Below are 16002 nucleotides of genomic sequence, written 5' to 3'. Positions count from 1 at the left end.
CTCATCTGCGAGGACGGGACCGGCCTCGCGGGCGAGCATCGTGCAAGAGAGTACACGGGGCGTCGGTCGGAGCGACGTGAGGGAGGCCCCTGTCGTGGTCCCAGCGCGGGGCGACGCCCCGGGTGCCCTGAAGTGTCTCCGCTGCGACGTCCGCTGGAGCACGCCCGGTGCCGCGGCCGCTTCGGGTGCAGGTCGGAGGTCGAGGTTCTCGAGAGTTCCGCGCGCCGTGTCCCGGCGTGGATGCCCCGGTTCCTGCGCCGAGCGTGACCCCGGCCGGCGTCAGCCGGACGGGTGTCGCCCCACTCCGACCGACACCGCCGTCAGGTAGACAGCAGACCGTTGCCACGACCGCGCCGCCCGAGGAGAACCAGACGTTCTGCTCGAAGCCGGTCAGATCGCACCAGGTGACGCCGATGGAGACCCCGAAGGCGGGCCCGCCCGACAGATGGAGACGAAGAGCATGGCCACGAGGACGGACACGCAGTCGCCTGCGCTGCACGATGCCGACAGCCACGATCTGATCCGTGTGCACGGCGCGCGCGTGAACAACCTCAAGGACGTCAGCGTCGAGATCCCGAAGCGCCGGCTGACGGTGTTCACCGGCGTCTCCGGCTCGGGCAAGAGCTCGCTGGTCTTCGACACCATCGCCGCCGAATCGCAGCGGCTGATCAACGAGACCTACAGCGCGTTCCTCCAGGGCTTCATGCCGTCCTTGGCCCGCCCCGAGGTCGACCTGCTCGAGGGGCTGACGACGGCGATCATCGTCGACCAGGAGCGGATGGGCGCCAACCCCCGTTCCACGGTCGGCACCGCCACCGACGCGAACGCGATGCTGCGCATCCTGTTCAGCCGCCTGGGCAAGCCCTACATCGGTCCGCCGACCGCGTTCGCCTTCAACGTGCCGACGCGCAGGGCGAGCGGGGTCATGAGCACCGAGAAGGGCGGCCGGGTCGAGAAGGCCGTGGTGCGCGACGCGGTCTACCAGGGCGGCATGTGCCCGAGGTGCGAGGGCATGGGCGCGCTCAACGACTTCGACCTCACGGCGCTGTACGACGAGACGAAGTCGCTGAACGAGGGCGGCCTGATGGTGCCCGGTTACAGCATGGACGGCTGGTACGGCCGCCTGTTCATGGGCATCGGCCTCGACCTGGACAAGCCGATCGGCCGGTACACCAAGAAGGAGATGCAGGACCTCCTGTACAAGGAGCCGACCAAGATCAAGGTCGAGGGCATCAACCTCACCTACGAGGGCGTGATCCCGAAGGTCCAGAAGTCGATGCTCTCCAAGGACGTCGAGTCGCTCCAGCCGCACGTCCGGCGCTTCGTGGAGCGAGTCGTGACGTTCACGACCTGCCCGGAGTGCGACGGCACCCGCCTCAGCACGGAGGCCCGCTCGTCGAGGATCGCGGGCAAGAACATCGCCGACGTCTGCGCGATGCAGATCAGCGACCTCGCCGACTGGGTCCGGGGTCTCGAGGAGCCGTCGGTGGCCCCGCTGCTCACCGGCCTCCAGCACCTGCTCGACTCGTTCGCCGAGATCGGGCTGGGCTACCTGTCGCTCGACCGGCCGGCGGGCACGCTCTCGGGCGGTGAGGCGCAGCGCACCAAGATGATCCGGCACCTCGGCTCGTCGCTCACCGACGTCACCTACGTCTTCGACGAGCCGACGATCGGCCTGCACCCCCACGACATCGAGCGGATGAACCGCCTGCTGCTCCAGTTGCGGGACAAGGGCAACACCGTGCTGGTCGTGGAGCACAAGCCGGAGACGATCGCGATCGCCGACCACGTCGTCGACCTCGGCCCGGGCGCCGGGACCGGAGGCGGCGAGGTGGTGTTCGAGGGGACCGTCGACGGGCTGCGGGCCGGCGACACCATCACCGGCCGGCACCTGGACGACCGGGCGCGGCTGAAGGACTCGGTGCGCTCGTCGTCGGGGGCACTCGAGGTCCGTGGCGCGAGCACGCACAACCTGCAGGACGTCGACGTCGACATCCCGCTCGGGGTCCTCGTCGTCCTCACCGGGGTGGCGGGCTCGGGCAAGAGCTCGCTGATCCAGGGCTCGGTGGCCGGCCGGGACGGCGTGGTGGTGGTCGACCAGGGTGCGATCCGCGGTTCACGACGGAGCAACCCGGCGACCTACACCGGGCTGCTCGACCCGATCCGCAAGGCGTTCGCGAAGGCCAACGGGGTGAAGCCGGCGCTGTTCAGCTCGAACTCCGAGGGGGCCTGCCCGGCGTGCAACGGCGCCGGCGTCATCTACACGGAGCTGGGCGTCATGGCCACCGTCGAGTCCACCTGCGAGGAGTGCGAGGGCAGGCGGTTCCAGGCGTCGGTCCTGGAGTACACGCTGGGCGGCCGGAACATCGCCGAGGTGCTCGCGATGTCGGTGACCGAGGCGGAGGTCTTCTTCGGCGAGGGCGAGGCACGCACGCCGGCCGCGCACACGATCCTGGACCGGCTCGCCGACGTCGGGCTCGGCTATCTCACGCTCGGCCAGCCGCTCAGCACGCTGTCCGGCGGTGAGCGCCAGCGGATCAAGCTGGCCGCGCAGATGGCGGAGAAGGGCGGCGTCTACGTCCTCGACGAGCCGACCACGGGCCTGCACCTCGCCGATGTCGAGCAGCTGCTCGGCCTGCTCGACCGGCTCGTCGACTCCGGCAAGTCGGTCATCGTCATCGAGCACCACCAGGCGGTCATGGCGCACGCCGACTGGATCATCGACCTCGGCCCCGGCGCCGGCCACGACGGCGGCCGGATCGTCTTCGAGGGCACGCCCGCCGACCTCGTCGCCGCCCGCTCCACCCTCACCGGCGAACACCTCGCGGCCTACGTCGGCACCTGAGCGAGGCCCTCGCGGACGCCGGCGCCGAGCGCGGCCTTCCGCCGTCGGTGAGGCCTCCTGGAGAGCCGGGGAGGCGACTCTCACGGGCGCCGGTCGTGGCCTCCCCGCGTCAGCGGCGCATCTCGCCGAGGAACCCCGTGGCCTCCGACCGCAGCCGCTCGGCCATCCGGGACAGGCCGGTGACGTCGGCGCCGTCGGCGCCCAGGGAGGCCGAGCCGTCCACCGCGGCGGCGATGCCGGCGACCAGGCCGTTCATCTCGGTCACGGTCGAGCCGACGTTGGTCATGACCGCGGCGACGTCCTCGGCGGCCTGCCGGATCTGCTCGACCTGCGCGGTGACCCGCTCGGTGGCCCGGCCGGTCTGGTCGGCGAGGTCCTTGACCTCGGAGGCGACGACGGCGAAGCCCTTGCCGGCCTCCCCGGCGCGGGCGGCCTCGATCGTCGCGTTGAGGGCCAGCAGCCGCGTCTGCGCGGCCACCGCGTCGATCATCGCGATGATCTCCCGGATCTCGGCCGACGAGCGGGTGAGCGAGGACATCGTCTGCTGCGCGGCACCCACCTCCGCGCTCGCCGCCGAGGCGGCGTCGGTCAACCCCGACGCCGACGCGCTGACCTGGGTCGAGGCCGTCGCCACCTGTTCCGACATCGCCAGCACGACCGACTCGAACTCGTCGGCCAGCCCGAGCCGCGAGGCCTGCGCCTCGGTGACCCGGCCGGCGGTCTCCTGCATGGCGTCGCGGGCGGCGTTGATGTCGATGGCGGCCCGGCGGTAGGCGCCGGCCAGGCCGGTGAGCAGCACCTGGCGGTGGAACCGTCCGTGCGCCGCGGAGCTCAGCGCGGCGGAGGACTCCCGGACGAACGCGTCGGAGACGTCGAGCACCCGGTTGACGCCGTGGTGCAGGGCCGCGAGCTCCGGCACGGCCGCCGGTCCGGGGGCCAGCCTGCTCCGGGCCTCCAGGTCGCCGCGGGCGGCGGCGTCGCAGGTCTCGGTCAGCTGGCGCACGAAGGCGCGGTAGACGGCCAGCTCCGCGGCGTCGCTGCGACGGGTGCCGCGTCCCATGTCAGCGCTCCTCACGGTGGATGACCGACCAGACGAACTCCTCGTAGGAGTCGGCCCGCTCGGTGACGACCTCCTCCAGCAGCCGGGAGGAGGCGGCCACCGCCGCCCTGGCGTGGGGGTGCCGCCGCTCCTCGGCGCGCAGCCGGCCGTACAACGGGGTGACCTCGGCGACCGCCCGGGGGGAGGGACGCCGCCGGTTCGAGTGGTAGCCGAGGACCCGGCCGTCGGGCCCGTAGGACGGCGTGACGTGGGCCAGCACCCAGTAGTGCGCGCCGTCCGCGGCGAGGTTGTTGATGTAGGCGAAGATCTCCTGGCCCTGTGCCAGCGCTCCCCACAGCAGCGCGAACACCGCCCGGGGCATCTCCGGGTGGCGGATCAGGTTGTGCGGCTGCCCGATCACCTCGTCGGCCGTGTAGCCGCTGACCCGCAGGAAGACGTCGTTGGCGTAGGTGATCACGCCCCGCGGGTCGGTCTTGGACACGATCAGCTCGTCGGTCCCGAAGGTGCGTTCCTCCCCCGTCGGCCGCACGGCGTGCCGCGCGCGCGGCGGCGCGGGAAGGGTGTCCTGCACGGGTGCTCCTCCTGCGGGGTCCGACGGTGCTCTGGTGTCTTCGGCAGGAACCGGCAGCGGATGTAGCCGGAACAGGCCGTTTCGTATTCGGGCGCGCAGGTTCCCCGGAAGGCGTGCGGGAGGAGCCTCCCTAGACTCCGCGCCATGCTGCTGTCCGACCGCGACATCACCGCTGCGATCGCCGAGGGGCGGCTCGGTATCGAGCCCTACGACAAGGGCCTGGTGCAGCCCTCGAGCATCGACGTCCGGCTGGACCGCTTCTTCCGGGTGTTCAACAACGCCCGGTACACCCACATCGACCCGGCGCAGCAGCAGGACGACCTCACCACGCTGGTCGAGCCCGACGGCGACGAGCCGTTCGTGCTGCACCCCGGCGAGTTCGTGCTCGGCTCGACGCTGGAGGTGGTCAGCATCCCCGACGACCTCGCAGCGAGGCTCGAGGGGAAGAGCTCGCTGGGGAGGCTCGGGCTGCTTACCCACTCGACGGCCGGCTTCGTCGACCCCGGTTTCTCCGGGCACATCACGCTGGAGCTGTCCAACGTGGCCAACCTGCCGATCACCTTGTGGCCGGGCATGAAGATCGGCCAGCTGTGCCTGTTCCGGCTGACCAGCCCGGCCGAGCACCCGTACGGCTCGGCGGTGTACGGCTCCCGCTACCAGGACCAGCGCGGCCCGACGCCGTCGCGGTCCTTCCGCAACTTCACCCGCGCGGAGACCCGCCGTCCGGCTCCGTGACGTGCACGGTGACCGGCGGCTCGGTGCCGGCCACCTCGATGCCGTCGCCGTGGGGGGCCGGTGAGGTCCAGCCCGGCACCTCGTCGTCGACGTACCGCGCGCGAGTGACCAGCCAGCCGGAGGCCATCAGCACCACGACCCCGGTGAGGACGACGGCGAACATGCCGGCGTACCCACCGGTGCGGCCGCGCAGCACCCCGACCAGCAGCGGGCCGGCGCCGGCCAGCAGGTAGCCCCAGCCCTGGACGACGGTGGACAGCGCGGCGGTGGTCTCCGGCGTGCGGGCGCGCAGCCCGATGAGCGTGAGCACCATCGCGAAGGTCCCCATGCCGAGCGCGAGCACGCCCATCCACAGCCAGGGCAGCGTGGTCGGGGCCAGCATCAGCCCCAGCCAGCCGACGACATAGCAGACCCCGAACGCGGCCAGCAGCGGGCGCTGCAGGTGGGGGCGGACGGTCAGCGAGGGGACGACCGCGTTGAGCGGGATGACGACGACGGTGTTGATGCCCAGCAGCAGGCCGGCGGTGGCCGCCGACAGCCCGGAATCGCGCAGGTACTGCGCCGTCCAGCCGATCAGCACGTAGGCCTGCATCGACTGCATGCCGAAGAAGAGGGCGAGCGCGAGCGCCATCGGGCTGCGCACCAGCGACCGCATCCGGACGCCCGCGTGCGGCCCGCGGGCGGCCCCCGGGCGAGCCGGCACCGCGAGCCAGGGCAGCGCCGCGACCAGGGCGAGCACCGCCCACACGCCCAGCGCCCAGCGCCACCCTCCGGCGCCGGTGGCGGCGGCCAGCGGGGCCGCGGCGATGGAGGCGATCGCCCCGCCGGCGGCCATGGCCACGCTGTAGGCCCCGACGAGCAGGCCGGTCCGCGTGGGGAAGTACCGCTTGACCAGGCTCGGCAGCAGCACGTTGCCCAGGGCGCCGCCCACCATCGCCAGCACGGTGCCCACCAGGAACAACCAGAACGTGCCGGCGGCGGCGCGCAGCACGAGCCCGGCGGCCATGGCCAGCAGGGCGCCGGCCAGCACGTGCCCGTCGCGGAAGCGGGCGGCCAGCGGCGGGCCGGCGAAGCCGATCGCGGCAAAGCACAGCACCGGCATCGTGGTGACCAGCCCGGCCAGCCCGCTGGAGAGCCCCAGCCCGCGCTCGATCTCCTCCAGCACCGGGCCGACGCTGTTGACGGCCGTCCGCAGGTTGAAGCCGGTGAGCACGATGGCGACCGCGATCAGGGTCAGGCCACGGCGTCGCTCGGCGGCCCGGCTCCCGGCCGTGTCGGTGGGGGCGGTGAGGGTCACCCGTTGATGGTCCTCCCGGGGTTCGCGACGGTGTCCGCCGGGTGGTTTCCTGGCGCAACGGTGTGGCGCAGCGCTGGCCGGGGCCGCGCGCGGGGGACGCGGCGCCACACCGCCCGCTGCACCCCGAGCGTCGCCAGGGCGGCGACCAGGATGCCGGTGAGGTTGACGCCGAGCTGGGTGGCTGCGTGGGCGAACTCCGCGCCGCCGCCGAGGGCCAGGGCGAGCGCCATGTCGGCGGCGGCCGGGACGGTGGTGACCGAGATGAACACCCCGACGAGCGCCCCGCTCTTGGCCGAGGTCAGCGACAGGACGCCGGCGACGCCGGCCAGCACCGCGACGACGACCGACCAGCGGTCGGGGGCGGTGATGAAGCCGGTCTGCGGGCGGTCCGCGGTCAGCAGCCCGGGGTCGAGCCAGCCGAGCCCCCGGGCGGCGAGCGCGATCGCCGTGGTGGCGAGGATCGCGGCGGCGAAGCCGACGAGCAGCGCCCGGGCGGCCTGCCGCGCGATCGGCGGGCGTCGGTGCACCAGCGCCACGGCCAGCGCCGCCAGGGGCCCGAACTCCGGGCCGAGCACCATCGCGCCGATGACCAGGACCGCCGAGTCGTTGACGATCGCGATGCCGGCCAGCAGCGTGGCGATGGTGAGGAAGGCCAGGTAGGAAACGGAGAGGGTGGACTCCGACGCGGTCTCCCGCACCACCTGCTCCCAGACGACGGCGTCCGCGCCCTCCCCGGGCGCCGCCCGCTCGGCCCGCTCCGCGGCCCGGGAGACCGCGGCGTCGACCGCCTCGATGCTGATCCCGCCGTCCCGGTCGACGTGCAGCGCGCGCAGGGCGTCGACCAGGCCGTCGGCGGACTCCCGGGCGACGTCGGCGAGCACCAGGTCGCCGGGCGGGGAGAGGGCGGCTCCGGGCAGGACGGCGAGGTGCGCGGTGCCCGGGTCCCGCTCGAGGAGCTCGCGCACCCGCTCGGTGCGGTCGGGCGGGACGGTGACCCGCAGCTGCAGCAGCACCGCGGTGTTCTACCCCGGCCCGCCCGCGCCCGCCCGGAACGGCGGACGCCGCCGACGAGGTGTCGTCGGCGGCGTCCGTCGGTGCTCCTCAGCGGCGGGTCAGCTCTGCGCCCCGTGCTCGGTAGCGGCCGACCCGGTGCCGGCCACGTCGTCGGAGGCGGTGCCGACCTCCGGGCCGGACCCGGTGCCGGGCGCGCCGACGGGGGCCAGGGAGCGGAGCAGGATCTGGCTGACGTCGAGCACCTCGACGTGCTCCTTGGCCTCGCCGTTCTGCTTCTTGGTGTTCAGCGCGTCGGACAGCATCGTGATGCAGAACGGGCAGGCGGTGGAGATCACGTCGGGGTCGAGCTCGAGGGCCTCCTCGGTGCGCTCGGCGTTGATCCGCTTGCCGATCTTCTCCTCCATCCACATGCGCGCACCGCCGGCGCCGCAGCAGAAGCCGCGGTCCTTGCAGCGGTGCATCTCCTGGGTGGAGAGGCCCTGGACGCTGTCGAGGATCTCCCGCGGCGGCGTGTAGACCTTGTTGTGCCGGCCGAGGAAGCACGGGTCGTGGTAGGTGACCTTGCGGTCGACCGGGGTGACCGGGGTCAGCCGCCCCTCCTCGACCAGCTGGCCGAGCAGCTGGGTGTGGTGGACCACCTCGTAGTGGCCGCCGAGCTGCGGGTACTCCCGGCCCAGGGAGTTGAAGCAGTGCGGGCAGGTCGCGACGATCTTGCGCATCCCCGGCACGCGGCCCTCGAAGACGCCGTTGAGGGTCTCGACGTTCTCCTGGGCCAGCATCTGGAAGACGAACTCGTTGCCCATCCGGCGGGCCGGGTCACCCGAGCAGGTCTCCCCGGAGCCGAGGACGGCGAACTCGACGCCGGCGGTGTGCAGCAGTTCGGCGACGGCCTTGGTGACCTTCTTGGCGCGGTCGTCGATGGCGCCCGCGCAGCCGACCCAGAACAGGTACTCGACGTCGGCCTCCAGCGGGCCGTCGACCTGCCGGACCTCGAAGTCCAGCTCCTTCATCCACTCCTCGCGGACGTTGCCGCCCACCCCCCACGGGTTGCCCCGGTTCTCCAGGTTGCGCAGCATCACGCCGGCCTCGGAGGGGAAGCTGGACTCGATGAGGGTCTGGTAGCGGCGCATGTCGAGGATGTGGTCGACGTGCTCGATGTCGACCGGGCACTGCTCGACGCAGGCGCCGCAGTTGGTGCAGCTCCACAGCACGTCGGGGTCGATGACCCCGCCCTCCTCGAGGGTGCCGACCAGCGGCCGGTGGGCCTGGGCATCGTTGGTGCCCTCGATGCGGGCGTAGCCGGAGGACCAGACCTGCTCGTCGCTGGGCCGCAGGACGTCGTAGTCCGGCGCGGTCTCGCTCGCGGTCTTCTCGCCGAGCAGGTACGGGGCCTTGGCGTACAGGTGGTCCCGCAGGTCCATGATCATCATCTTCGGCGACAGCGGCTTGCCGGTGTTCCACGCCGGGCACTGGCTCTGGCACCGCCCGCACTCGGTGCAGGTGGTGAAGTCCAGCATCCCCTTCCAGGTGAAGTCCTCGATCTTGCCGCGGCCGAAGATCGCGTCCTCGTCGGGATCCTCGAAGTCGATCGGCTTGCCGGCCGACGTCATCGGCTGCAGCGGGCCCAGGGCGACGCCGCCGTCGGCCTCCCGCTTGAAGTAGATGTTGAAGAACGCGCTGAACCGGTGCCACGCGACACCCATGTTCAGGATCCGGCTGATCACCACGAGCCAGACCAGCGAGACGACGATCTTGACGAACGCGACGACGCTGAGCAGGTCGGGGCTGTCGGGCAGCAGGTTGGCGACCAGGCCGGAGACCGGGTGCGACCAGCCGGGGGCGTCGGTGAGATCGGAGGAGACCTTCAACGCCCGGATGAGCAGGATGCAGACGCCGACGGTGAAGACGACGGCCTCGACGAAGTAGCCGCGGCCCTCGTTGGAGCCGGCGAAGCGGCTCGTGCGCCCCTGGCGGCGCGGGTGGTCCTTCTGCCGCCGGTAGACCAGGTAGAGGATCCCGAGGATCGTGCCGGTGCCGATGATGTCGGCGAAGAGGTTCCACAGCCCCCACTCGCCGATCAGCGGCAGGTGGAAGGCCGGGTTCCACACCTCACCGAAGGCCTCGACCAGGGTGAGGAACAGGCCGTAGAAGCCGACGAAGACGAACCAGTGGGCGACGCCGATGGTCGACCACTTGAGCATCCGGGTGTGGCCGAGGGACTCGACCAGCATCGTCTTCAGCCGGGTCTTCACCGGGCCGAAGCGGGTGTCGTCCGGCTGGCCGGTTCTGATGATCCGGATCATCGCGCGGACCGCCCGGTAGGCCATCACCGAGGCCACGATCAGGAACAGGACGCTGATCGTCCCGAGGACGATCTGCAACGGGCCCGTCATGCTCTTCCTCCCGGATACGCCTGGCGGCGTCGGTCGCTCACGTCCGCCAGTCGGCGACGACGCTTGTCTCTCGGTGCGCGCCGCCATCCGCACCGGCCCGGCCGGCGCGCGGATCGCGTGCGGGCACGGCTGCCCGCAGTGGATCGCACCATAGCTGCGCGCGCTCAGGCTACTCGCGGGTAACCAGACGGGCATGCCTTGCGCCGGAGCCACCGTGCATCCGCCGGAGCCACCGTGCAGGGCGGCTCTCGCGGATGTGCGGCGGCGCTCGTCAGCCGGCCCGGCGCCGCCCGGCGCGCTCGAGGTCGGCCGCGGCGACCAGCACACCCCGGCGCAGCCTGACCCAGCGGCCGGAGCCGGTCAGGTCCCGGATCGCCGAGTGCGCGTAGCCGGCGGCCACCGCCTCCGCCGTGGTGAAGAGCCCGTACCGCCCCTCGGTCCGGGCGCGCAGGGCTGGGTGCATCCGGGCAGTCTCGCCGGATCGGGACGCCGGCGCGGGCGTTCCCGTCGAGCTGTGGACGGCACCCGCGAGAGCCGCTCCGCAGCCGCGAGAGCCGCTCCGCAGCCGCGAGAGCCGCGGTGCACGGCGGCTCCGACGCCTCGAAACCACCGAGCCCGGGAACACGAAGCCGCGAGGTGCCGTTAGGCTGGGCAGGAAAGTTGAGTGACCCACGCGCAACTCGGGTACTCGGCTCCTTGGGACACAGCAGAACATCCCGGTACACACGGAAGAGAGGCCATCTCCATGGCTCGAGCGGTCGGTATCGACCTCGGCACCACCAACTCCGTCGTCACCGTCCTCGAGGGCGGCGAGCCGACGGTCATCGCCAACTCCGAGGGTTCGCGCACCACCCCCTCCGTCGTCGCCTTCGCGAAGAACGGCGAGGTCCTCGTCGGCCAGTCGGCGAAGAACCAGGCGGTCACCAACGTCGACCGCACCATCCGCTCCGTCAAGCGCGAGATGGGTACCGACTGGAAGTCGCCGGAGATCGACGGCAAGCGCTACACCCCGCAGGAGATCAGCGCCCGCGTGCTGCAGAAGCTCAAGCGGGACGCCGAGACCTACCTCGGTGAGCCGGTGACCGACGCGGTCATCACCGTCCCCGCCTACTTCGAGGACGCCCAGCGCCAGGCCACCAAGGAGGCCGGTGAGATCGCGGGCCTCAACGTCCTGCGCATCGTCAACGAGCCGACCGCGGCCGCGCTGGCCTACGGGCTGGACAAGGGCGAGACCGAGCAGACCATCCTCGTCTTCGACCTCGGTGGCGGGACCTTCGACGTCTCCCTGCTGGAGATCGGCGAGGGCGTCATCGAGGTGAAGGCCACCGCCGGTGACAACCACCTCGGTGGTGACGACTGGGACGAGCGCGTCGTCAAGCACCTGGTGCAGACGTTCAACGCCTCCAACGGCATCGATCTGTCCAAGGACAAGCTGGCCATGCAGCGGCTCCGCGAGGCCGCCGAGAAGGCCAAGATCGAGCTGTCCGGCGCGCAGTCGACCAACGTCAACCTGCCCTACATCACCGCCGGCGCCGAGGGCCCCCTGCACCTCGACGTCACGATCACCCGCGCCGAGTTCCAGCGGCTGACCCAGGACCTGCTCGACCGCGCCCGGGCCCCGTTCAACCAGGCGATCCGCGACGCCGGCATCTCGGTCGGCCAGATCGACCACGTCGTGCTCGTCGGTGGCTCCACCCGCATGCCGGCCGTCACCGACCTGGTCCGCGAGCTGACCGGTGGCAAGGAGCCCAACAAGGGCGTCAACCCCGACGAGGTCGTCGCCGTCGGCGCCGCGCTGCAGGCCGGCGTCCTGCGCGGTGAGGTCAAGGACGTCCTGCTGCTCGACGTCACCCCGCTGTCCCTGGGCATCGAGACCAAGGGCGGCATCATGACCAAGCTGATCGAGCGCAACACCACGATCCCGACCAAGCGCTCGGAGATCTTCACGACGGCCGACGACAACCAGCCCTCCGTGCAGATCCAGGTCTTCCAGGGCGAGCGCGAGATGGCCGCTTACAACAAGAAGCTCGGCATGTTCGAGCTGACCGGTCTGCCCCCGGCGCCGCGCGGCGTCCCGCAGATCGAGGTGGCCTTCGACATCGACGCCAACGGCATCGTGCACGTCCACGCCAAGGACCTCGGCACGGGCAAGGAGCAGTCGATGACCATCACCGGCGGCTCGGCCCTGCCCAAGGACGACATCGAGCGGATGATGAAGGACGCCGAGGCGCACGCCGAGGAGGACCGGAAGCGCCGCGAGGAGGCCGAGACCCGCAACCTGGCCGAGTCGCTGCAGTACCAGACCGAGAAGTTCCTCGCGGAGAACGGCGACAAGATCCCCGCCGACAAGAAGGAGGAGCTCGGCGAGGCGCTGACCGAGCTGCGCTCGGCCCTCGGCGGGTCCGACATCGCCGCGATCAAGGCCGCGCAGGAGAAGGTCGCCCGCGTCTCGCAGGAGGTCGGTGGCGCCCTCTACGCCCAGCAGGCCGAGACGAACGCCGCCGGGGCGGCGGGTGCCGGGGCGCCCGGTGACGGCCAGGCCGGTCCGTCGGCGTCCGCGTCGGACGACGACGTGGTCGACGCGGAGATCGTCGACGAGGACACCGATCGCCGATGACCGGCGGGGAAGAGGAGCCGCGCGTCGTCATCCGTGACAAGCGGCGCATCGACCCGGAGAGCGGCACCGTGCGGGAGCCGGCCGGCGAGCAGCCGGCCGGCGCCCGCACGGGCGCGGAGGCAGCAGGGGAGCAGATGACCGAGCACGAGACCGTTCCCGGCCAGCAGCCGGAAGCGGCGGACGACGACCTGTCCCGCCAGCTGGCGGAGCGGACGGAGGACCTGCAGCGGGTCACCGCCGAGTACGCCAACTACCGCCGCCGGGTGGACCGGGACCGGTCGCTCGTCGTGGACCAGGCCGCCGAGCGGTTCGCCGCGCAGCTGTTCCCGATCGTCGACGACATCGAGCGGGCGCGGGACCACGGCGACCTGACCGGCGCCTTCAAGGTGGTCGCCGACCGCGTCCTGGGGCTGCTCGACGGCCTCGGCGTGGAGGCGTTCGGCGTGGCCGGCGACCCGTTCGACCCGTCGCTGCACGAGGCGGTCATCCACGACACCTCCACCGAGGTCGACGTCCCGACGGCGACCACGGTGCTGCGCCAGGGTTTCCGCCGCGGGGACCGCGTGCTGCGGACGGCGATGGTCGCGGTCACCGACCCCGAGAGCCCGATCGCCGCCGCTGCTCCCGACGGTGTCACGCCCGACGGCGCCACGGCCGACGGCCCGGCGGCCGGATCATCTGCGTCCGACTGAGACAGGAGGGGGGCGCCCGATGAGCACCCGGGACTTCATCGAGAAGGACTACTACGCGGCGCTGGGCGTCCCCCAGGACGCCGACGCCGCGGCGATCAAGAAGGCCTACCGGCAGCTGGCCCGTGAGCTCCACCCGGACAAGAACCCGGGGAACGCCGAGACCGAGGCCCGGTTCAAGGAGGTCTCCGAGGCCTACGACGTCCTCTCCGACCCGAAGCGGCGGGCCGAGTACGACGAGGCCCGCCGGCTGTTCGGGGCGGGTGGCGCGGGCGCCCGGGCCGGCTTCCCCGGTGGATTCCCGGGCGGGGCCGGCGGCGGCCAGCCGTTCGACCTCGGGGACCTCTTCGGTGCCGCGGGCGGCGGGCGCCCCGGCGCCGGTGGGCTGGGTGACCTCTTCGGCGGGCTGTTCGGCGGTGGCGGCGGGGCCGGCTCGGCGCGGGCCCGCAGCCAGGCGGCGTCCGGCCCGGCCCGCGGCCAGGACGTCGAGACCGAGGCGACGCTCTCCTTCGACGAGGCCGTCCTCGGCGTCACCGTCCCGCTGCGCATGCAGAGCCCGGGCACCTGCCCGACCTGCCACGGCAGCGGGGCGAGGCCGGGGACGAGCCCGCACACGTGCCCGGTGTGCCAGGGCGCCGGCGTCACCAGCCGCAGCCAGGGGGCGTTCGCCTTCTCCGAGCCGTGCCGCAACTGCCGCGGCACCGGCCAGGTGGTCGACGACCCCTGCCCGACCTGCGCCGGCAACGGGGTGACCACGCAGACCCGCACGATCACGGTGCGGATCCCGGCCGGGGTCCAGGACGGCCAGCGCATCCGGCTGGCCGGCAAGGGGGCGCCCGGCCGCCGCGGCGGGCCGGCCGGTGACCTGTTCGTCGTCGTGCACGTCTCCGGTCACGAGCTGTTCGCCCGCAAGGGCAACGACCTCACGCTCACCGTGCCGATCACCTTCGCCGAGGCGGCCCTGGGCACCACGCTCACCGTGCCGACCCTCGACGGCAACGTCTCGCTCAAGGTCCCGGCGGGGACGGCGAGCGGCCAGACGCTGCGGGTGCGGGGGCGCGGCGTGTCGGCCAAGGGCCGCGCCGGTGACCTGCTGGTGACGGTCGAGGTGGCCGTCCCCAAACGGCTGAGCCCCGCCGCCGAGGAGGCGATCAAGGTGCTCGACGCCGAGCTGGGTGACCCGCGGCCGCGGATCACCGCCGCGGTGCAGTCCGGGGGTGCGCGGTGAACGCCCCGGCCGGGGACGACCGCGACCGCCACGACGCCGGACGGGCGCTGGCCGAGGACGCCCCGGTCTTCGTCATCTCCGTCGCCGCCGAGCTGGCCGGCATGCACGCCCAGACGCTGCGGCAGTACGACCGGCTCGGCCTGGTCAGCCCCGGGCGCACGGCCGGGGGTGGCCGCCGGTACAGCCCGCGGGACGTCGCCCTGCTGCGCGAGGTCCAGCGGCTGTCCCAGGAGGACGGCGTCAACCTGGCCGGCATCAAGCGGATCATCGACCTCGAGTCGCAGGTGGAGGCGCTGCAGCAGCGCGTGCACGAGCTGCTGACCGCGCTGGAGGTGTGCGAGAACCGGCGGATGGCCGCGGAGGCCGCCGCCCGTGCCGGCTACGGCGGCGACCTGGTGCCACTGCGCCCCTCCAGCTCCGCGCTCGTCGTCTGGCGACCCCGGGACCCCCGGTGACCGCCGGGCACTCGGGCCGGGCCGTCGACGCGCACGAGGCCTACGTGCACCTCGAGCGGGAGATCGGCCTGCTGCTGCGCCGCTCCCGCGCCATCTCCGACCGCCTCTCCCGGGAGCTGCATCCCGACCTCGACGGCGCGGCCTACGGCCTGCTCGCCCTGCTGCAGGACCTGGGGCCGCTGCGGGCCACCGAGCTGGTCCTGCGGCTGGGGCTGGACAAGAGCACGGTGAGCCGGCAGATCACCTCGCTGGTCGCCCTGGGCCTGGTCACCCGGGAGGCCGACCCTGCCGACGGGCGCGCCCAGGTGCTGCGCACCTCCGAGGAGGGGGCGAGCCGGCTGACCCGCATCCGGGCGGCCCGCCGGGCCCGCTGGGAGGCCGACCTCGCGGACTGGCCCGCCGCCGACGTCGCCACGCTCGCCGACCTGCTGGGCCGGCTCAACCGCGTGGGCGAGGCCCGCGACGCGGCCGACGGCGAGGAGTCCGCCACCCGGTAGTGGATGCGTGCGTCGTCACATCAGTTGCTGGCAGCAACCAACTGAGGCTATGGTTGCTGTCTGCAAGCAACGTTGTGACGAGGTTCTCCCGTGTCCATCTCTCCTGGTACCCGTGACCGGCTGACCGCCGGCCTGTCCCGCATCGTCCGCACCGGGCGCCACCTGAGCGTCCGCGCCGCCGACGCCATCAACGGCCCGCTGCCCTCCTTCGGCTGGGCGCTCCTGGTCCCCCTGGAGCAGGGCGGCGAGCAGCGGTCCAGCGCGCTGGCCGCCCGGGCCGGCGTCGACGTCTCCGTCGCCAGCCGCCAGCTGGCCACCCTCGAGCGGTCGGGCTACGTCGAGCGGCGTCCCGATCCGGCCGACGGTCGTGCCGTCCTCCTGCACCTCACCGAGGCCGGTGCCCGGGCCCTCGCGGCCACGCGGGCGCTGCGGTGCGAGTGGGCCGCGGCCGCGCTGGCCGACTGGGACGAGGAGGACGCCCGCCAGCTGGGCCGGCTGCTCGAGCGGCTCGCCGGTGACCTCGACCGCGCCGTCGTCGCCGCGCCCGCCGCACGGGCGCCGTCGTGACCGGCCCCGCCCCGAGCCTCCTTCGCCTCCTCAG

Annotated in this window: 14 protein-coding genes; 8 read left to right on the top strand and 6 right to left on the bottom strand. The window is 72.8% G+C overall.

Annotation, left to right across the window (positions count from 1 at the left end; translation table 11 throughout):
* The first annotated feature begins 460 nt into the window (after positions 1-460).
* A complete protein-coding gene (locus tag BMZ50_RS01835; protein WP_091321023.1) occupies positions 461-2845 on the top strand; it encodes an ATP-binding cassette domain-containing protein in 2385 nt (794 codons plus the stop codon).
* A 109-nt stretch (positions 2846-2954) separates the two neighbouring features.
* Here BMZ50_RS01835 and BMZ50_RS01830 read toward each other — a convergent pair whose 3' ends face one another.
* Complete coding sequence (locus BMZ50_RS01830; protein ID WP_091320507.1) at positions 2955-3905, bottom strand: methyl-accepting chemotaxis protein; 951 nt, start codon at positions 3903-3905, stop codon at positions 2955-2957.
* Between the two features lies 1 nt (position 3906).
* On the bottom strand, positions 3907-4476 hold the full coding sequence (locus BMZ50_RS01825) for a PAS domain-containing protein (protein WP_091320504.1): 570 nt from the start codon (positions 4474-4476) through the stop codon (positions 3907-3909).
* 144 nt (positions 4477-4620) lie between these two features.
* Between BMZ50_RS01825 and dcd the strand changes: the two genes are divergently transcribed.
* Complete coding sequence (gene dcd / locus BMZ50_RS01820; protein ID WP_091320499.1) at positions 4621-5211, top strand: dCTP deaminase; 591 nt, start codon at positions 4621-4623, stop codon at positions 5209-5211.
* Here the strand turns inward: dcd and BMZ50_RS01815 are convergent.
* The 4 genes from BMZ50_RS01815 to BMZ50_RS23550 form a co-directional block, all read right to left on the bottom strand.
* Entirely contained in the window at positions 5177-6508 is a 1332-nt protein-coding gene (locus BMZ50_RS01815) for an MFS transporter (protein WP_091320496.1), read from the bottom strand. The genes dcd and BMZ50_RS01815 overlap by 35 nt on opposite strands.
* Positions 6505-7521: a DUF389 domain-containing protein gene (locus tag BMZ50_RS01810; RefSeq protein WP_218146048.1), complete on the bottom strand. Its 1017-nt coding sequence runs from the start codon at positions 7519-7521 to the stop codon at positions 6505-6507. Before BMZ50_RS01810 ends, BMZ50_RS01815 begins: the two co-directional genes overlap by 4 nt.
* A gap of 99 nt (positions 7522-7620) precedes the next feature.
* On the bottom strand, positions 7621-9915 hold the full coding sequence (locus BMZ50_RS01805) for a (Fe-S)-binding protein (protein WP_091320492.1): 2295 nt from the start codon (positions 9913-9915) through the stop codon (positions 7621-7623).
* 271 nt (positions 9916-10186) lie between these two features.
* Positions 10187-10378 (bottom strand): type IV toxin-antitoxin system AbiEi family antitoxin domain-containing protein, encoded by a 192-nt coding sequence (locus BMZ50_RS23550; protein ID WP_143087053.1) that lies wholly within the window; start codon positions 10376-10378, stop codon positions 10187-10189.
* Between the two features lie 282 nt (positions 10379-10660).
* On the opposite strand from BMZ50_RS23550, the gene dnaK reads away from it, so the two are divergent.
* The 6 genes from dnaK (at position 10661) to BMZ50_RS01770 (ending at position 15968) form a co-directional block, all read left to right on the top strand.
* Entirely contained in the window at positions 10661-12532 is a 1872-nt protein-coding gene (gene dnaK / locus BMZ50_RS01795) for a molecular chaperone DnaK (RefSeq protein WP_091320485.1), read from the top strand.
* Entirely contained in the window at positions 12529-13224 is a 696-nt protein-coding gene (gene grpE / locus BMZ50_RS01790; RefSeq protein WP_091320481.1) for a nucleotide exchange factor GrpE, read from the top strand. Before dnaK ends, grpE begins: the two co-directional genes overlap by 4 nt.
* A gap of 19 nt (positions 13225-13243) precedes the next feature.
* Entirely contained in the window at positions 13244-14449 is a 1206-nt protein-coding gene (gene dnaJ / locus BMZ50_RS01785; RefSeq protein ID WP_091320478.1) for a molecular chaperone DnaJ, read from the top strand.
* Positions 14446-14904, top strand: a complete 459-nt coding sequence (locus BMZ50_RS01780) for a heat shock protein transcriptional repressor HspR (protein WP_091320475.1) — start codon at positions 14446-14448, stop codon at positions 14902-14904. The genes dnaJ and BMZ50_RS01780 overlap by 4 nt, the downstream gene beginning before the upstream one ends.
* On the top strand, positions 14901-15401 hold the full coding sequence (locus BMZ50_RS01775) for a MarR family winged helix-turn-helix transcriptional regulator (RefSeq protein ID WP_091320470.1): 501 nt from the start codon (positions 14901-14903) through the stop codon (positions 15399-15401). The genes BMZ50_RS01780 and BMZ50_RS01775 overlap by 4 nt, the downstream gene beginning before the upstream one ends.
* Positions 15402-15491: 90 nt before the next feature.
* Positions 15492-15968, top strand: a complete 477-nt coding sequence (locus tag BMZ50_RS01770; protein WP_091320466.1) for a MarR family winged helix-turn-helix transcriptional regulator — start codon at positions 15492-15494, stop codon at positions 15966-15968.
* The last annotated feature ends 34 nt before the right edge of the window (positions 15969-16002 follow it).

Source organism: Geodermatophilus ruber (genome assembly GCF_900114385.1).
GTDB classification, from domain to species: domain Bacteria; phylum Actinomycetota; class Actinomycetes; order Mycobacteriales; family Geodermatophilaceae; genus Geodermatophilus; species Geodermatophilus ruber.
The sequence above is the reverse complement of the archived record's forward strand: the minus strand, read 5'-3'. Positions and strand labels throughout refer to the sequence as shown.

What these genes read in the sequence shown, in the direction of transcription:
- BMZ50_RS01835 (WP_091321023.1), top strand. Translation starts at nt 461, where the DNA reads ATGGCCACGAGGACGGACACGCAGTCGCCTGCGCTGCACGATGCCGAC.
- BMZ50_RS01830 (WP_091320507.1), bottom strand. Translation starts at nt 3,905, where the DNA reads ATGGGACGCGGCACCCGTCGCAGCGACGCCGCGGAGCTGGCCGTCTAC.
- dcd (WP_091320499.1), top strand. Translation starts at nt 4,621, where the DNA reads ATGCTGCTGTCCGACCGCGACATCACCGCTGCGATCGCCGAGGGGCGG.
- BMZ50_RS01805 (WP_091320492.1), bottom strand. Translation starts at nt 9,915, where the DNA reads ATGACGGGCCCGTTGCAGATCGTCCTCGGGACGATCAGCGTCCTGTTC.
- BMZ50_RS23550 (WP_143087053.1), bottom strand. Translation starts at nt 10,378, where the DNA reads ATGCACCCAGCCCTGCGCGCCCGGACCGAGGGGCGGTACGGGCTCTTC.
- dnaK (WP_091320485.1), top strand. Translation starts at nt 10,661, where the DNA reads ATGGCTCGAGCGGTCGGTATCGACCTCGGCACCACCAACTCCGTCGTC.
- grpE (WP_091320481.1), top strand. Translation starts at nt 12,529, where the DNA reads ATGACCGGCGGGGAAGAGGAGCCGCGCGTCGTCATCCGTGACAAGCGG.
- dnaJ (WP_091320478.1), top strand. Translation starts at nt 13,244, where the DNA reads ATGAGCACCCGGGACTTCATCGAGAAGGACTACTACGCGGCGCTGGGC.